14 protein-coding genes are annotated in these 15,989 nt (G+C 70.7%); 12 read left to right on the top strand and 2 right to left on the bottom strand.

Features of this window, described 5'->3' with window-relative positions; all coding sequences use genetic code 11:
- Window positions 1–5: 5 nt before the first annotated feature.
- Window positions 6–1,817 (bottom strand): flavin-containing monooxygenase, encoded by a 1,812-nt coding sequence (locus EXU32_RS00745; RefSeq protein ID WP_207233898.1) that lies wholly within the window; start codon window positions 1,815–1,817, stop codon window positions 6–8.
- A gap of 127 nt (window positions 1,818–1,944) precedes the next feature.
- Between EXU32_RS00745 and EXU32_RS00740 the strand changes: the two genes are divergently transcribed.
- The 10 genes from EXU32_RS00740 to EXU32_RS00695 all read left to right on the top strand — a co-directional run bounded on the left by EXU32_RS00740 (window position 1,945) and on the right by EXU32_RS00695 (window position 13,235).
- A complete protein-coding gene (locus EXU32_RS00740; RefSeq protein ID WP_130628179.1) occupies window positions 1,945–3,234 on the top strand; it encodes a GAF domain-containing protein in 1,290 nt (429 codons plus the stop codon).
- Window positions 3,235–3,243: 9 nt separating this feature from the next.
- A complete protein-coding gene (locus EXU32_RS00735) occupies window positions 3,244–4,515 on the top strand; it encodes an MFS transporter (RefSeq protein WP_130628178.1) in 1,272 nt (423 codons plus the stop codon).
- A gap of 86 nt (window positions 4,516–4,601) precedes the next feature.
- Window positions 4,602–6,041 (top strand): cytochrome ubiquinol oxidase subunit I, encoded by a 1,440-nt coding sequence (locus EXU32_RS00730; protein WP_130628177.1) that lies wholly within the window; start codon window positions 4,602–4,604, stop codon window positions 6,039–6,041.
- Between the two features lie 15 nt (window positions 6,042–6,056).
- Complete coding sequence (gene cydB / locus EXU32_RS00725; protein WP_130628176.1) at window positions 6,057–7,157, top strand: cytochrome d ubiquinol oxidase subunit II; 1,101 nt, start codon at window positions 6,057–6,059, stop codon at window positions 7,155–7,157.
- Window positions 7,158–7,159: 2 nt separating this feature from the next.
- The gene (cydD, locus tag EXU32_RS00720) at window positions 7,160–8,836 is read left to right on the top strand and encodes a thiol reductant ABC exporter subunit CydD (protein WP_130628175.1); all 1,677 of its coding nucleotides are present in this window, start codon (window positions 7,160–7,162) and stop codon (window positions 8,834–8,836) included.
- Window positions 8,833–10,704: a thiol reductant ABC exporter subunit CydC gene (gene cydC, locus EXU32_RS00715; protein ID WP_242612844.1), complete on the top strand. Its 1,872-nt coding sequence runs from the start codon at window positions 8,833–8,835 to the stop codon at window positions 10,702–10,704. The genes cydD and cydC overlap by 4 nt, the downstream gene beginning before the upstream one ends.
- A complete protein-coding gene (locus tag EXU32_RS00710; RefSeq protein ID WP_130628174.1) occupies window positions 10,679–11,107 on the top strand; it encodes a BlaI/MecI/CopY family transcriptional regulator in 429 nt (142 codons plus the stop codon). The genes cydC and EXU32_RS00710 overlap by 26 nt, the downstream gene beginning before the upstream one ends.
- A complete protein-coding gene (locus tag EXU32_RS00705) occupies window positions 11,104–11,955 on the top strand; it encodes a M56 family metallopeptidase (RefSeq protein WP_130628173.1) in 852 nt (283 codons plus the stop codon). Before EXU32_RS00710 ends, EXU32_RS00705 begins: the two co-directional genes overlap by 4 nt.
- 116 nt (window positions 11,956–12,071) lie before the next feature.
- Window positions 12,072–12,797, top strand: coding sequence for an AIM24 family protein (locus tag EXU32_RS00700; protein ID WP_130628172.1), 726 nt, complete (start codon window positions 12,072–12,074; stop codon window positions 12,795–12,797).
- A 165-nt stretch (window positions 12,798–12,962) separates the two neighbouring features.
- Window positions 12,963–13,235: a hypothetical protein gene (locus EXU32_RS00695; protein ID WP_207233852.1), complete on the top strand. Its 273-nt coding sequence runs from the start codon at window positions 12,963–12,965 to the stop codon at window positions 13,233–13,235.
- Window positions 13,236–13,266: 31 nt separating this feature from the next.
- On the opposite strand, the gene EXU32_RS00690 is transcribed toward EXU32_RS00695, so the two are convergent.
- Window positions 13,267–13,743, bottom strand: coding sequence for a MarR family winged helix-turn-helix transcriptional regulator (locus EXU32_RS00690; RefSeq protein ID WP_165399527.1), 477 nt, complete (start codon window positions 13,741–13,743; stop codon window positions 13,267–13,269).
- Between the two features lie 99 nt (window positions 13,744–13,842).
- Between EXU32_RS00690 and EXU32_RS00685 the strand changes: the two genes are divergently transcribed.
- Window positions 13,843–14,379 carry an NADPH-dependent FMN reductase gene (locus tag EXU32_RS00685; protein ID WP_130628170.1) on the top strand — a complete coding sequence of 179 codons (537 nt, stop codon included), beginning with the start codon at window positions 13,843–13,845 and terminating at the stop codon, window positions 14,377–14,379.
- A 304-nt stretch (window positions 14,380–14,683) separates the two neighbouring features.
- Window positions 14,684–15,988, top strand: coding sequence for an ISL3 family transposase (locus EXU32_RS00680; protein ID WP_130628169.1), 1,305 nt, complete (start codon window positions 14,684–14,686; stop codon window positions 15,986–15,988).
- The last annotated feature ends 1 nt before the right edge of the window (window position 15,989 follow it).

The following is a 15,989-nucleotide window of genomic DNA, read 5'->3' as shown; positions in this document are numbered from 1 at the left end:
CTGCCTCAGCTGCGGTGGTGCACCGGGGCGAGGTCGTGGACCGGGGTGTCGAGGCGCTCGTACCGCGCCTTGAGCTGCAGGGCGAGATAGAGCGAGTAGTGCCGCGACTGGTGCAAGTTGCCGCCGTGGAACCACAAACCCGGTTGCTGGGTCGGCTTCCACATGTTGCGCTGCTCGCCCTCCCAGGGACCGGGGTCCTTGGTGGTCTCGGAGCCCAGGCCCCACACCTTGCCCACCTTGTCCGCGACCTCCTGACTGATGAGGTCCGCGGCCCAGCCGTTCATCGAGCCGTACCCGGTGGCGTAGACGACGAGGTCGGCCGGCAGCTCGGTGCCGTCGGCGAGGACGACCGCGTCCTGCGTCAAGTGGTCCGGCTGGCCCTGGACTAGCTTGACGCTGCCGTCCGCGACGAGCTCGGCCGCGCCGACGTCGATGTAGTAGCCCGAGCCGCGACGTAGGTACTTGAGGAAGAGCCCGGAGCCGTCATCGCCGAAGTCCAGCTGGAAGCCGGCCTTCTCCAGCCGCGCGTAGAAGTCGGCATCGACCTCCTTCATCCTGTCGTAGAGCGGGATCTGGAACTCGTGCATGATCCGGTAGGGCAGGGAAGCGAAGACCAGGTCCGCCTTCTCCGTCGTCATCCCCGCGGCGAGAGCCCGCTCGGAGTAGAGGTCACCGAGCCCGATCTCCATGAGGGTCGCGCTCTTGACGATGTGGGTCGACGAACGTTGCACCATCGTCACGTCGACACCGTGCTCCCACAACGCTCCGCAGATGTCGAAGGCGGAGTTGTTGGACCCGATGACCACGACCTTCTTGCCCGTGTAGGCGTCAGGACCCGGGTGGTCCGAGGAATGCTGCTGCTCGCCACGGAAGATGTCCTGACCGGGCACGGTCGGCACGTGGGGCTTGCCGGACATGCCGGTGGCCATGACGAGCTGGGTCGGCCGCAGGGTCATCGGCTGACCGTCGCGCTCGATCTCTACGGTCCACTCCCCCTTCGCCTCGTCGTACTCGGCGCTCCTGACCGTCGTGGACGCCCAATAGGGCACCTCCATGATCTTGGTGTAGCTCTCGAGCCAGTCACCGATCTTGTCCTTGGGGGCGAAGACCGGCCAGTTGTCCGGGAACTTCAGGTACGGCATGTGGTCGTACCACACCGGGTCGTGCAGGCACAGGGACTTGTAGCGCTGCCGCCACTGGTCGCCGGGCCGCTCGTTGCGGTCGAGCACGAGGGAGGGCACGCTGAGCTGACGCAGCCGGGCGCCGAGAGCGATGCCGCCCTGGCCGCCGCCGACGACGAGGACATAAGGCTGGGCGCTCTCACCCATTGCCGCGTCCTCGGCCTCGCGCTTCTCCTTCCAGCTCAGTCGCTGGGGTTCGATCCCGTGCTCGGCCCCCTTCGGGCGGTACTCACCGCTGGGCTCCTCGTGGCCCTTCAGCTCGTAGAGGGTGGTGAGGAAGGTCCATGCCTTGTCCTCACCCTCCTCGTCGACGAGCCGGCAGAGCCCGCGGCCACGGCCGACCGCGGTCTCGAAGGTGAACCAGGCGGTGACGACTCCATCGACCTCCGTCGCCTCCTCCGACAGCGCGAAGCTGCGGGCGGCGGTCGCCCCGGCCGTGCTCTCGAGCAGTTCTCTCACCCCCTCGCGGTGCTCCACGGTGGTGAGGTTCCACGAGAAGGCCACGAGGTCTCGCCAGTAGCTCTCAGCGGCGAAGAGAGCCGCGGCCGATGCCACGTCCTGCGCCGCCAGGGCCGCCTCAAGGGCCTCGAACCAGGACTGGGCGCGCTGCGTCGCCGTCGTCTGCTGCTTGGTCATCTGGGTCACGATCCGCTCCTTTGCGTTGTACCGTGACCCACACAACTCCGGCGAGGGTGCCGGGCGACAGGGTTGCACGACGTTGCATCCCCCACCGCTCCCCCGACGGCCGGGCGAGGAGCGAGACATGGACCCGAGTGAGCACGAGCGGGCACGACGACGCGACGCGCACCTGAGCGGCAGCACGAAGGGTGGATCCCGCGGCCGCGCGGACATCGCCGCCTCGTGGCGCCGGGTCAGCGCCGCAGGGGTCGACCCCGGTGGCCGACCGCGGGTCGCGCCGCTCGACGAGAGCGAGGTGCAGCGGCGACGAGGACGCGACGGCCTCGACCGGATCACCGCCGAGCTGACGCCGCACCTGCAGTCCGTCGTCGACAGCGGGCACCTCATCGTGGTGGCCGACGCGGACGGGCACGTCCTGTGGCGGCTCGGCCGGCCGGGGGTCCGCGGGCTCGCCGACGAGCTCGGTTTCGTCGCGGGGTCGGAGTGGACCGAGGGGAATGTCGGGACCAATGCGATCGGTACAGCGCTCGTGCTCGGCGAGCCAGTGCACATCCAGGGCGCCGAGCACTTCGTCGAAGCGCACGCCCGCTGGGGCTGCTCGGCCGCTCCCCTCCGCGACCCTTGGACCGGGCGGGTCGTCGGGGTTGTCGACATCAGCGGTCCACGCACGGCGATGCACCCGAGTCTGCTGGCCACCGCGTCGATGGCTGCACGACTGGCCTCCATGGAGCTGCTCGAACGGCACAGGCGCGCCCTCGAGGACCTGCGCACCGGCTCCGGCCACCTCCTCACACGGGTCAGCGGTCCCGCAGCCGTCGTCGACCGCACCGGGCACGTTGCCGCAACCTCCGGCCTGCTCACCCAGCGGCAGGTCTGCCTGCCCGACGGTATGCAGCCCGGGGTCGCGCACCTGCCAGGGGTCGGCGAGGTCATCGTCGAACCTCTGCCCGGCGGCTGGCTCCTACGTGGGTCGTCGGCGGAGGGCCCGCTCGGTACGCGGGCCGTGCTGGACTTCACCGGCGAGCCGCGCATCCAGGTCATCGCCGAGTCGGGTCCGTGGACTCGTCGCCTCACCCCCCGGCACGCCGAGCTGCTGCTCGCCCTCGTCGGGGCGGGCGACGTCGGTCTGAGTGCCGCGGCTCTGGCTGAGGAGGTCTTCGCCGACCCGAGTCGTGTCATCACCGTGCGGGCCGAGCTCTCACGTCTGCGTCGGGTCGTCGGCGGACTCCTGCTGACCCGGCCCTATCGGGTCGCCCCCACCGTCGACGTCGAGATCCGCTGGCCTGCGGCGGGTGGCCAGCTGCTGCCCGGCGCGAGCGCGCCGGTCGTCGTGCGGGCCAGAGCGGCGCTGGCTCCCTCCGGAGAGGGTAGACCCGCAGGCGGGCTCCGGCCGAGGAGAAGGGGTCGGGCGTAGGGTGACGCGGTGCGTCGCCTCCGGGGCCTGCTGGCCGACACTCGCCCTCTGAAGGTTCCGGCCTACCGACGTCTCTTCACCGCCCAGATCGTCACGGTCATCGGGGCACAGCTGACGGTCGTCACCGTCCCCGCGCAGATCTACTCGATGACCGGGTCGAGCGCCTATGTCGGGCTGACCGGCCTCTTCGGCCTCGTGCCGCTGGTGATCTTTGGCCTCTACGGTGGGTCGCTGGCCGACCACTTCGACCGGCGGCGGCTGCTGACCGTTACGACGTGGGGCCTGATCCTCACCTCGGCGATCTTCTTCATCCAGGCCGCACTCGGCAACACCAATGTCTGGCTGCTGCTGGCGATCTTCTCGATGCAGCAGGCCTTCTTCGGGGTCAACCAGCCCACTCGCTCGGCCGTCCTCCCCCGGATCGTGCCGGCCAACCTGCTGCCCGCGGCCAACACGCTCAACATGACCGTCTTCACCGGCGGCGCGATCGCCGGGCCGCTCATCGGCGGGGCACTCATCCCCCTTCTCGGGTTCTCGTGGCTCTACCTCGTCGACACCTTCTTCCTCTTCGCCACGCTCTGGGCGGTCATCTCCCTTCCGCCGCTGCCGGTCACGGTCATCGCCGGCTCCTCCCCCGGGCTGCGCTCCGTCATCGACGGCTTCGTCTACCTCGCGACCCAGCCCGTGCTGCTCATGTCCTTCGTCGTCGACCTGATCGCGATGGTCTTCGGCATGCCGCGCGCGCTCATCCCCGAGATGGCGCACGTCGACTTCGGCGGGCCGAGCGAGGGCGGCCTGGCCTTCGCGCTGCTCTTCGCCGCCATGCCCATCGGCGCCTTCCTCGGGGGCGTGATGTCCGGCTGGGTCTCGCGGGTGGAGCGGCAGGGGCTGGCCGTCACCGCCGCGATCCTCGTGTGGGGCGGGGCGATCGTCGGCTTCGGTGTCGCGGTCGCCCTCGCGGACGGGCTCGTCGTGCCGTGGCTGGGTATCGCCTGCGCCTTCTTCGCGATCGGCGGCGCTGCGGACACGGCCTCGGCGGCCTTCCGCTCGACGATGCTCATGACGGCCGCGACCGACGCGATGCGCGGCCGGCTCCAGGGGGTCTTCATCGTCGTCGTCGCCGGCGGCCCGCGACTGGCCGACGTGGTCCACGGACTCGTCGCCGGCGAGCTCGGCACCGCCGTCACGACGATCGGTGGCGGTGTCCTGGTCATCGTGCTGACCCTCGTCGCGACCGCGGTGAGCCCGGCCTTCGTCCGGTACCGGGTGCCCCGGGCCTGAGTGCCGGCACCCCGACGTTTGGTCCCGTACCCGGACCGGAGTAGCGTCTACGACGTCATGTAGTACTAGACGTCGTAGGAGACGCTGTGGACGTGCTCGACCTCGCTCGGTGGCAGTTCGCCATCACGACCGTGTACCACTACTTCTTCGTGCCGGTCACGATCGGGCTGTCCGCGATCGTCGCCTGGTACCACTCGCGGTGGATCCGCACGCGCAACGAGGACCACCTGCGGATGGCGAAGTTCCTCGGCAAGCTCTTCACGATCAACTTCGCGCTGGGGCTCGTCACGGGCATCGTCCAGGAGTTCCAGTTCGGGATGAACTGGTCGACCTACTCCCGCTTCGTCGGCGACATCTTCGGCGCACCGCTGGCCCTCGAGGCGCTGCTGGCCTTCTTCCTCGAGTCGACCTTCCTCGGTCTGTGGATCTTCGGCTGGGGCCGCATCCCCGAACGGCTGCACGCGGCGACCATGTGGATCGTGCACATCGGCACCGTCCTGTCGGCGTACTTCATCCTCGCCGCCAACTCCTTCATGCAGCACCCCGTCGGCTACCGGATCAACGAGACGACGGGCCGCGCGGAGATGGCCGACTTCTGGGCGGTGCTCACCAACCCGGTCCAGCTCGTCGCCTTCCCCCACGTCATCACCGCCTGCTACCTCGTCGGTGGCGCGCTCGTCATGGCCGTCGGCCTGCACAAGCTCCGCCAGAACAGCGCGAAGGGGGGTCCCTCCGCCGATCGCCGGATGTACCGTCACGCGGCCCGGCTGGGTGCCGTCGTCGTCCTCGTCGCGGGCATGGGTGTGGCCATCAGCGGTGACCTGCAGGGCAAGGTGATGACCGAGGTCCAGCCGATGAAGATGGCTGCGGCCGAGGCCCTCTACGAGACCCCGCCCGCGGGCGAGTGCGCCCCCTTCTCCGTGCTGACCGTCGCCGGGCTCGGTGGCGAGAACCCGAAGCACATCATCGAGATCCCCTGCCTGCTCTCCTTCCTCGGCACGGGCAGCTTCGACGGGCAGGTGCAGGGCATCACGAACCTCGAGAACGAGTACCGAGCCTCCTTCGGTGACAGCGAGCTGACCCAGGCCGACACCTATGTCCCGCCGATCGCGATGACCTACTGGAACTTCCGCCTGATGATGGCCACCGGTTTCTTCGCCATGGCCGTCGGCGCGTGGGTGCTGTGGGCGACCCGCAAGGACCGGATCCCCTTGCAGCGGTGGGTCTTCGGGCTCATCGTGCTGACCCCGATCTCGACGGTTCTCGGCAACAGCTTCGGCTGGATCTTCACCGAGGTCGGCCGCCAGCCGTGGGTCGTCTTCGGCGAGATGACCACACGCACGGCAGTCTCCCCGAGCGTCGGGACCGCTGACGTGTGGACCTCGATGCTCGTCTTCACGGCCCTCTACGGCGGCCTGGCCGTCGTCGAGGTCCGCCTCCTGCTCGACTACATCCGCCGCGGCGCCGAACCCTTCGAGACACCACGTCTCGTCGAGGACGACCAGCCGCTCGAGTTCTCGTACTGATCGGGGAGCACTGACATGGATCTCATCACCGTCTGGTTCGTCCTGCTGGCCATCCTGTGGACCGGCTACCTCGTCCTCGAAGGCTTCGACTTCGGCGTCGGGATGCTGCTGCCGGTGCTCGAGGGCAAGGGCAGCGAGGTGGAGCGCGACACCAAGCGCCGCACGATGCTCACGACCATCGGCCCGCACTGGGACGGCAACGAGGTGTGGCTGATCACCGCGGGCGGCGCGACCTTCGCCGCCTTCCCCCACTGGTACGCCACGATGTTCTCCGGCATGTACCTCGCGCTGCTGCTCCTGCTCGTCACGCTCATCCTGCGCAACATGGGACTGGAGTACCGGCACAAGCGCACCGACCGGCTGTGGGTGCGCCGCTGGGACCTGGCGATCGTCGGCGGGTCCTTCGTCGCCCCCTTCGTCGTCGGCGTCGCCCTGACCAACCTCGTCGCCGGCCTGCCGATGACCGAGCACACCATGGGTACGACGAAGTACACGGAGTTCGACGGGTCCCTGCTCAGCCTGCTCACCCCGGTCGCGCTGCTCGGCGGGCTCACCATCACCGTCCTCTGCCTGGCGCACGGCGCACACTTCCTCGCGCTCAAGACCACGGGCGAGATCCGCGAGCAGGCCCGGCGCATCGCGACCCGAGCCGGTCTCGGGTCGGCCGTCCTGGCCGTCGCTCTCTTCGTCGCGCTCGGGGTGCAGCGCGGCACCCCTGCCGCGGTGGTGGTCATGGTCGTCGCTGCCCTCGCGCTCCTCGCAGCGATCGCCGCCAATGCGAAGGGAGCGGAGGGCTGGGCCTTCGCCGGCACCTCCGCGACGATCGGCCTGACCGTCGTCAGCTACTTCCTCATGCTCTCGCCCAATGCCATCAACGGTCGCGGGGACAGCGCCGACCTCACCCTGGCCGCCGCGGCCAGCTCGCCGATGACCCTGACGATCATGACCTGGGCGGCGGCGGTCTTCACCCCGATCATGCTCGGGTACACGGTGTGGAGCTACTGGATCTTCCGCCGGCGCCTGTCAGTCGATCACCTGCCCCAGCGGCACGTGGTCGAAGCCGGGGCCGAGGCCGAGGCCGGGGCCGAGGCCGAGGCCGAGGCCGAGGCACACTGACGATGAAGCCCTTCGACCCGCGCATCCTGAGAGTGGTCCCAGCCACCCGCAGGCCGGTCGCTGCCCTCGCGGGCATCGGTGTGGCACAGGGCATCGCGACGATCGGGACCGCCTTCGCCCTGGCGGCGCTCGTCGTGGCCGTGGTGCGCGGCCAGGACCTGGTCGCACCGTTGGCGTGGACGGGTGGACTCTTCGCCGTGCGCGCGCTCCTCGGGGCCGTCTCGGAGATGATCGCGGCCCACGCCGGCACGGTCGTGGCCACCCGCCTGCGCGAGCAGCTGCTCGAGGTGTGGTCGCGGCGCACGATCGACGAGCGCCCCTCTGGCGACAGGGCGCTCACCCTCGCGACGCAGGGCACCGGTGCGGTCGAGCCCTATGTCGCGAAGTACCTGCCGGCGCTCGTCTCGGCCGCCGTGGTCCCGCCGCTGGCCATCGCCTGCCTGCTCGTCGTGGACTGGCCGAGCGCCCTCGTCGTGATCCTCACCGTGCCCCTGCTGCCGCTCTTCGCCGCACTCATCGGGGCGACGACCCAGGAGAACACGGAGCGGCGGTGGGACTCCCTTCGTGATCTGTCGGGGCACTTCCTCGACGTCATGCGCGGGCTGCCGACGCTCGTCAGCTATGGCCGGGCCGAGCGCCAGGTCGAGGTCATCGGTGAGGTGAGCCAGCGTCACCGCAGGGCGACGATGCGCACCCTGCGCCTGGCCTTCATGTCCGCGGCCGCGCTGGAGCTGCTCGCGACGATCTCGGTCGCGATCGTCGCCGTCGTCGTCGGGCTGCGCCTGACCACCGGGTCGACGGAGCTGCTCGTCGGGCTCACCGCGATCCTGCTCGCCCCCGAGGCCTACTGGCCGATCCGCCGGGTGGGCACCGAGTTCCACTCCGCCGCCGACGGCGCCGCGGCCCTCGACGAGATCCTCGCCGACCTCGAACCGCACGAAAACCCGCACGACCTCAAGGAGATGCGGCCGGATGCGCACGACCTTAAGGAGATGCGGCCTGATGCGCACGACAACCCGCACGACCTTAAGGAGATGCGGGCGAAGGGGGGTGCCCCCTTCGCCCTGCCCGGCACCGTCTCGCTCACCGGGGTGGACTACAGCTATCCCGGCGCGGAGCGGGCGGTCCTGGCCGGCGTCGACCTCGTCGCCGGACCCGGGCTGACCGTCGTCACCGGACCGTCGGGGTGCGGCAAGACGACCCTGCTCGAGGTCATCGCCGGCATCCGCCGCCCCGACCGCGGAGAGATCCACTCCCCAGAGGTGCATCTGGTGACCCAGCGGCCCTTCCTCGGCGCTGGCACCCTGCGCGCCAACCTGACGATCGCGGGCCCGGCCGAGTCCACCGATGTCTGGCAGGCGCTGCGCGAGGTCGGGCTCGACGAGGCGATCGCCGCACTCCCCCAGGGCATCGACAGCCCCCTGGGCGACGACGGCTTCGGGCTCTCGGCCGGCCAGCGCGCCCGACTCGTCCTCGCCCGGGCGCTGCTCTCCCCTTCGCCCGTGGTCCTGCTCGACGAGCCGACCGCCCACGTCGACCTGGAGTCGGCAGCCACGATCGGAGACACCATCACCCACCTCGCCGCCACCCGCACGGTCATCGCGGTCAGCCACCAGCCCGACCTCGTGGCCAGGGCCGACCACCACGTCCGCCTCGGCCAGCCGGCGGTGACCCGATGAGTGCGCACGACCCCAAGAAGATGCGGCCGGGTGCGCACGACCTTAAGGAGATGCGGACAGGTGCGCACGACCTTAAGGAAATGCGGACAGGTGCGCACGACCTTAAGGAAATGCGGCCGGGTGCGCACGACCTTAAGGAGATGCGGGTTCTGGGACTCAGCCGCGGGCTGATCATGGCCGGCCTCCTGGGCGGGATCGCCACCGCCTCCGGCATCGCGCTGACGACCACCTCGGGCTGGCTGATCGTCCGGGCCGACCAGCGACCGCAGATCATGCTGCTGCTGACGACGATCGTCGCCGTGCGCACCTTTGGTCTCGCGCGTCCCGTCTTCCGCTACTGGGAGCGACTGCGCAGCCACGACGTCGCGCTCGGCGACCTCGCCGAGCGGCGCACCCGAACCTACGCGGCCCTCATCCCCCTCACCCCAGCCAGGCTCGGGTCCCGCGGGCGCGCCGACGTGCTCACCGGCGTCGTCGACGACCTGACCGACGTCGTCGAGGCATCGGTGCGAGTCACCGTCCCGGCGATCGCCGCGCTCCTCGCCGGCATCACGGCCGCGGCCCTGACCGCCCTCGTCGACCCCGGCGTCGGCCTGGTCGTCGCCGGCATGCTCGCCGCCACCGCCGTGGTCGCCACCATCGCCGACCGCCTCGAGTCGCAGTCACAGTCCGAGGTGCTCACAGCCCGCGCCGAGGTCGCCCGCGTCGCCCAGCTGGGCTCCGAGCACTCCGACGAGCTGCGCTCCATCGGGGGCACGGCCACCGCCGCCGAGTGGTTGCGCGCCGCGCACGACACCCTCCAGGCCACGGTCACCAGACAGGCCCGCGGCCGATCGCTCTCTGCCGCAGCGGTGCTCGTGATCACCGGGGCCGGCGCCCTCGCCTCGGCCACCCTCGCGGCAGGCTCCGGCGCGAGCACCCCCGTCATGGCCCTCCTCGTCCTCGCCCCCGTCGCGACCGGCGAAGCCCTCGGCGTCCTCACCGACGCCACCCGCGCCCATGCCCGGGCCCGCGCCTGCCAGCAGCGTCTCGACGAGCTGCTCGACCAGGAGCCGGCCGTGGTGGAGGGCGCCCTTCGAGACGGTCGCTTCGCGACCTCCTCAGGGAACGTGACCTCCTCACGGACCGCGACCTCCTCAGGGAACGTGACCTCCTCACGGACCGCGACCTCCTCAGGGAGCGCGACCGCGCCACGGCTCGAGCTGCGCGGGCTCACCGCCGGCTGGCTCCCCGGCCGCACCCACCTCGGGCCCCTCGACCTGACCGTCGAGCCGGGTGCCCGCATCGCGCTGGTCGGGCCCAACGGCAGCGGCAAGTCGACCGCCCTCGCGGTCCTCGCCCGCCACCTCGACCCGATCGGTGGGAGCTACACGATCGGCGGCACCGACGTCGCCGATCTCGACCTGGCCGACGTGCGAGCACTCTTCGCCATCGTCGACGACGAGCCGCACGTCCTCGCCGCGAGCCTGCGCGCCAACCTCGCCCTCGCCGCACCGGACGCCGACGACGAGGCGTTGGTCGACTCCCTTCGCCGGGCCGGGCTGGGCACCTGGCTCACCGGACTCCCCGACGGTCTCGACAGCCGGCTCGGGACCGGCGGGCTGGGGGTCTCGGGCGGCGAGCGGGCCCGACTGTCCATCGCCCGGGCCATCGCGAGCGGGCGACCGGTGATCCTGCTCGACGAGCCGGTCGCGCACCTCGACCACCCGACCGCAGAGGCGGTCATCGCCGACCTGCTGCAGCACGCCGGAGAGCGGTCGGTGATCATGGTGACCCACCACGGGGTCGGTCTGGACCGCATGGACCGCATCGTGACGATCGAGACGAAGGGAGTGAGCCGCCGTGCCCAAGAGCGCATCGCTGGGTGACCTCGAGCAGGCCGTCATGGACGTGCTGTGGACCGACGACACCGGCCACGGGCTCACCGTCCGCGAGGTCTCCGACCGCCTCACCGGCCGAGACCTCGCCTACACGACCGTCATGACCGTGCTCTCCCGCCTCGAGGCCAAGGGCGTGACGACCCGCGAGCGGGACGGCCGCGCCTGGCGCTACCGGCCGGCGTCCACTCGCGAGTCACTCACCGCGCAGGCCATGCGCAGCCCGCTGCACGACCTGAGCAGCGCGGACCGGCAGGCCGCGATCCTGCACTTCCTCTCCGAGGCGAGCGCCGACGACCTCGACGCCGTCCGGGCCGCGATGGCCGATGTCGAGGCGAAGGGAGACCGTCCTCGCCGTCGTCGTGGACGGGGTGCGGCAGACTCGACAGGGTGATCGCCGCCCTGCTGCTGCTCTGCGCGGCAGCACTCCTCGCCGCGCCGCACGTCCTCGTGCGGATCGAGCGGTTGCGCCGCAGCCCGCGGGCGGCGCTCTTCGTCTGGCAGGCCCTCTCGCTGTCCGCCGTCCTGTGCCTGCTGACCGCGGCTCCCCTCGCCTGGCTGCGACCCCGACCTGTGCCGAGTGCGCCCGAAGCCCTCGTCCTCGTCCTCGCGACGATCGCCTCCATCGGGGTCCTCGTGCGGCTGCTCGTCAACGGGCACAGCGTCGGTCGCCGGATCCGGGCCGCCCGCGACGAGCACCGCCAGCTCGTCGACCTCGTCGGCCGGCACGAGGGCGCGCACACCCGGGTGCTCCCGTCGGAGCGGCTGTCCGCCTACTGCGTCCCCGGTGCCGGCTCGCGGCTCGTCATCACCGAGGCAGCACTGGCCGCGCTGCCCGACGATCAGCTGGCGGCCGTCGTCGCCCACGAGGAGGCGCACCTGCGCGAGCGTCACGACCTCGTCCTGGAGTTCTTCACCGTCCTGCACACCGCGACGCCACGACTGCTGCGCACCGACGCCGCGCTGCGCGAGGTCGCCCTGCTCGTCGAGGTCCTCGCCGACCGCGCCGCCCGGGAGGACGTCGGTGAGGTCGCGCTCGGTCGAGCCATCGTCTCGCTGTCCGAGGCCGCCGCGCAGACCGATCTGACGCCGGGGGTCTCCGCCGGCGCCGGCGCCGCGGCCACCCGCATCCGGCTGCTCGTCGCCGACGACCCCGCCCCGTGGCAGACGCTCGTCCTCTACGTCGTCTGCGCGGCCGCCCTCGTCGTGCCGCCCGCTCTCGTGGCGGTCGTCGCGCGCTGACCGGGGGGATCCCCCCTTCGCGCCGGGGAGCGGTCCCCCTAGCCGGAGGCCGGGCGCGCTCTCTAGGGTTGGGGCAACTGGCGCCCGGGGGGGGCCTCACGAGAAGGGCGCACGACATGCCGATCCACGGATCCCTCTTCACCGACTTCAAGGAAGAGCAGTCCACCGACCAGTTCTCGCTGCAGAACAAGAAGCTGCTCAAGATCCAGATGGGCCACGGCCCGGTCATGGCGCGGACGGGCTCGATGGTCGCCTACCAGGGCGATGTCCGCTTCGAGAACCAGGGCTCCGGCGGGGTGGGCAAGTTCCTCAAGCAGGCCGCGACCGGTGAGGGCGTCAAGATGATGACCTGCTCCGGCCAGGGCGAGCTCTTCGTCGCCGACGAGGCCCAGGAGATCCAGGTCATGTACCTGGAGAACGACATGATCTCGGTCAACGGCAACAACATCCTGGCCTTCTCGTCGTCCATCGAGTGGGACATCCACCGGATCCAGGCACGCGGAGCGGCGATGACCGGCGGCCTGTACAACGTCGTCCTGCGCGGCAGCGGCTATGTCGCCATCACGACGAAGGGAGAGCCCGTCGCCCTCGACGTCGCGAGCGCGCCCACCTTCGGTGACGCCCAGGCCGTCGTCATGTGGACCGGTGGGGTGCGGATGGACATCAAGGTCGACACCGGCGGCCTGAAGTCGCTCGTGCGCGGTGGCACCGGCGAGACCTTCCAGATGGCCTTCGGCGGCCAGGGCTACGTGCTCGTCCAGCCGGCGGAGTCGGTGGCCGACGGTGGTCACCAGAGCCAGGGCCGCAGCGGCGGCGGGCTCGGTGACCTGCTGGGTGGTTGATCGTCGGCGCAGGTCGCAGGTCGCCGAGAGCAGCGGTCGCCGCGGGGCCGGGTGGAGGTGAACTCGCGGGCGATTCGTCCGCGAGTCGGCATCCACTCCCGAGCACCCGGGGCGTTGGTCGGGGGTCGCGTGGAGGGTGAGCGTGACATGGGTGACAATCGACGCATGACTGACCTGCCCACCGCTGGCGACTCCGGATGGAGCGACCCCGACACCCTCGGTGCCATCCCGCCCGTCGTCGCGATGACCTACTGCGCCCGCTGCGGCAACTCCGCCAACAAGGGCAACCACGTGCTGTGCCGGCAGCAGCTCGCCGTCGAGCCGCCCCTCCACTGCACGACCTGCCGTCGGACCCTCGCGGTGGAGCGGACCGGAGCCGACTGGACCGCCACCTGCAAGAAGCACGGCCGGACGAGCGGGACCCTGCAGAGCGCCTGAGGGCGACCCCGGCGCCGGCGCCCGGCCGCGATCAGCAGGCAGTGCCCTCGCCGAGGAGCTCGGTGAGCGCCTGACGCAGGGCGGCGACCGGCTCGGCGCCGATGCGCTCGGCCCAGTCGTGCTCGACCTGCTCGAAGAGGCGATGGACGACGACCTGGGCGCACTCCCCCTTCGCCGTGAGGCTGATGATGCGGGCGCGCTGGTCCCCCTCGTCGCGGCCGACGACGACGAATCCGTTGCGCTCCAGGTGCGCGATCTGCTGGCTCACGGCCTGCTTGGTCACGCCGCAGCGGTCGACGATGTCGCGCGCGCGGCGGGGGCCCTCGGACAGGTGGCGCAGCACATTGGTGGAGTGCGCCAGGGAGAGCCCGTCGATCTCGGAGGCGCGCAGTCGCGCCTCGAAGTCGGCGATGAAGCTCGCCTGTGCCCGGGCCAGCAGGTTGACCAGCGGCGGTCGCCCGTCGGCGCCGGTGCAGGCATCGACGCGCGGAGGCAGGGGCGTGGTCATGCCTCTCATCGTAAGCCATTGGTCAAGGACTTGACTTTGACGATTTCAGGCGCGCACCATGGTCAAGCACTTGACCAAAACCTCGTCTGGAGTCCCCACATGAACGTCCTCGTCCTCCTCGGCAGCCTGCGCGCAGGCTCCACCAACCGCGCGCTCGCCGACGCGGCCGTCGCCCACCTGCCCGAGGGCTGCACGGCGACCGTCTTCGACCGCGGCGCGGAGCTGCCCCACTACTCCGAGGACCTCGACCTCGAGGGCCAGCTGCCCGAGGTCGCCGCCGAGCTGCGCGCCGCCGTCGCCGCCGCCGACGGCCTGATCGTCGTCACCCCCGAGTACAACGGCACGCTGTCCAGCGTCGTCAAGAACACCATCGACTGGGCCTCCCGCCCCTACGGCGTCGCATCGATCACGGGCACCCCGGCCGTCGTCATGGCCGCCTCCGGCTCGCCGCACGCCGCCGAGTGGGCCCGCCAGGACGCCGTGCGCAGCCTCAAGATCGCCGGCGCTGCCGTCGTCGAGGACACCTTCGGTGTCGGCTCGTCCTTCGAGGCCTTCGCCGAGGGCCGGCTGGTCGACGAGGAGGCGGACACCGCCCTTCGCTCGCTCGTCGGTCGCCTGGCGCCGGTCAACGCCTGAGCCATACGCAACGCCCCGAAGGGGGCCGGCCATCGCGAGAGCGGAGGGCCGGCCCCCTTCGTCGCCCCAGAATCCGCACGACCTTAAGGAGATGCGGCTGGGGTGCGTACGACCTTAAGGAGATGCGGCTGGGGTGCGTACGACCTTAAGGAGATGCGGCCCGGGTGCGCACGACCTTAAGGGGCTCTTCACAGATGAGGGTGTAACTGGGTTTGTGGCCCCGGGCGGCGTGGCGGTGGCGGGGTAGGCGTCGAGGCCTTCACATGATGGAAGTTCTCACACAACCCATCAGGAAGACCTCGACATGTCTGACGCTACCTTCACTGCCCCGGATCTGACCACGTTCGCCCGCTTGGACCAGCTCGGACTGGAGGTCACTGGCCAGTGCCTCGAGGCCGGGCAGGCGGTGCTGGCCTGCCGGGTGGTCGAGCCGGATGACTGGTGCCACCGCTGTGGCTGTCAGGGCCGGCCACGCGGCAGCGTGGTGCGCTCCTTGGCGCATGCCCCCTTCGGTCAGCGCCCCACGACCCTTCGGGTGCGGGTGCGCCGCTACACGTGCACCGACTGTGGTCATGTGTGGCGTCAGGACACCTCCCGGGCGGCTGAGCCTCGAGCCAAGCTCTCTCGTGGGGGGCTGGCGTGGGCGTTGAGCGCGATCGTGTGCCAGCACCTGTCGATGTCCCGGGTCGCCGAGGGCTTGGGCGTGGCGTGGAACACCGCCAACGACGCGGTCCTGGCCGAAGGGCGACGGGTGCTGATCGATGACCCGGCCCGCTTCGAGGGGGTGAAGGTCCTGGGTGTCGATGAGCATGTGTGGCGCCACACCCACCGCGGGGACAAGTACGTCACCGTGATCATCGACCTGACCCCTACTCGTCAGGACGGCGGCACGGCCCGGTTGCTGGACATGGTCGAAGGGCGTTCCGGGGAGGTCTTCGCTGCGTGGCTGGCCCAACGGCCCCAAGCCTGGCGTGAGGGCATCGAGGTCGTCGCGATGGACGGGTTCACAGGATTCAAGGCTGCCGCCACGAAAATGGTCCCCACCGCGGTCACGGTCATGGACCCCTTCCACGTCGTCGCCCAGGCCGGTGAGGCGATGAACCGGTGCCGACAGCGGGTGCAACGAGAGACGTGTGGGCGCCGCAGCCGCAAGGGCGACCCGTTGTACCGCGTGCGCAGGGCACTGTTCGTCGGCGACCAGTTGCGCACCCAGCGCCAGAGCGAACGCATCACGCCCGTGCTGGCCGATCCCGCCCACGCCCAGCTCGCGCAGGCCTGGCGCGCCTACCAAGAGATGATCAACGCCTACCGCGACGAGAAGCCTGCTCGAGGACGCCAGAGGATGGCCGATCTGATCGATCACCTCAACTCCCAGCCCCCCGAACAGATCGAACTACGCAAGCTCGGCAAGACCCTGCACCACCGCGCTGAGGACGTCCTGGCCTACTTCGACCACCCCGGCTCATCCAACGGACCCACCGAAGCCATCAACGGACGCCTGGAACACCTACGCGGCCTGGCCCTGGGCTTTCGCAACCTGACCCACTACATCGCCAGATCCCTCCTAGAATCCGGCGGCTTCAGACCCCAACTACACCCTCAGTTGTGAA

Origin of the sequence: Janibacter limosus, assembly GCF_004295485.1 — a bacterium.
In the GTDB taxonomy this organism is placed as follows: Bacteria; Actinomycetota; Actinomycetes; order Actinomycetales; family Dermatophilaceae; genus Janibacter; species Janibacter limosus_A.
This window is presented reverse-complemented; position numbering and strand designations above follow the sequence as displayed.

Bases quoted from the DNA above. Each gene is read 5' to 3' on its own strand.
- EXU32_RS00745 (WP_207233898.1), bottom strand. From the start codon at position 1,817: ATGACCAAGCAGCAGACGACGGCGACGCAGCGCGCCCAGTCCTGGTTC.
- EXU32_RS00740 (WP_130628179.1), top strand. From the start codon at position 1,945: ATGGACCCGAGTGAGCACGAGCGGGCACGACGACGCGACGCGCACCTG.
- cydB (WP_130628176.1), top strand. From the start codon at position 6,057: ATGGATCTCATCACCGTCTGGTTCGTCCTGCTGGCCATCCTGTGGACC.
- cydD (WP_130628175.1), top strand. From the start codon at position 7,160: ATGAAGCCCTTCGACCCGCGCATCCTGAGAGTGGTCCCAGCCACCCGC.
- cydC (WP_242612844.1), top strand. From the start codon at position 8,833: ATGAGTGCGCACGACCCCAAGAAGATGCGGCCGGGTGCGCACGACCTT.
- EXU32_RS00700 (WP_130628172.1), top strand. From the start codon at position 12,072: ATGCCGATCCACGGATCCCTCTTCACCGACTTCAAGGAAGAGCAGTCC.
- EXU32_RS00695 (WP_207233852.1), top strand. From the start codon at position 12,963: ATGACTGACCTGCCCACCGCTGGCGACTCCGGATGGAGCGACCCCGAC.
- EXU32_RS00690 (WP_165399527.1), bottom strand. From the start codon at position 13,743: ATGACCACGCCCCTGCCTCCGCGCGTCGATGCCTGCACCGGCGCCGAC.
- EXU32_RS00685 (WP_130628170.1), top strand. From the start codon at position 13,843: ATGAACGTCCTCGTCCTCCTCGGCAGCCTGCGCGCAGGCTCCACCAAC.
- EXU32_RS00680 (WP_130628169.1), top strand. From the start codon at position 14,684: ATGTCTGACGCTACCTTCACTGCCCCGGATCTGACCACGTTCGCCCGC.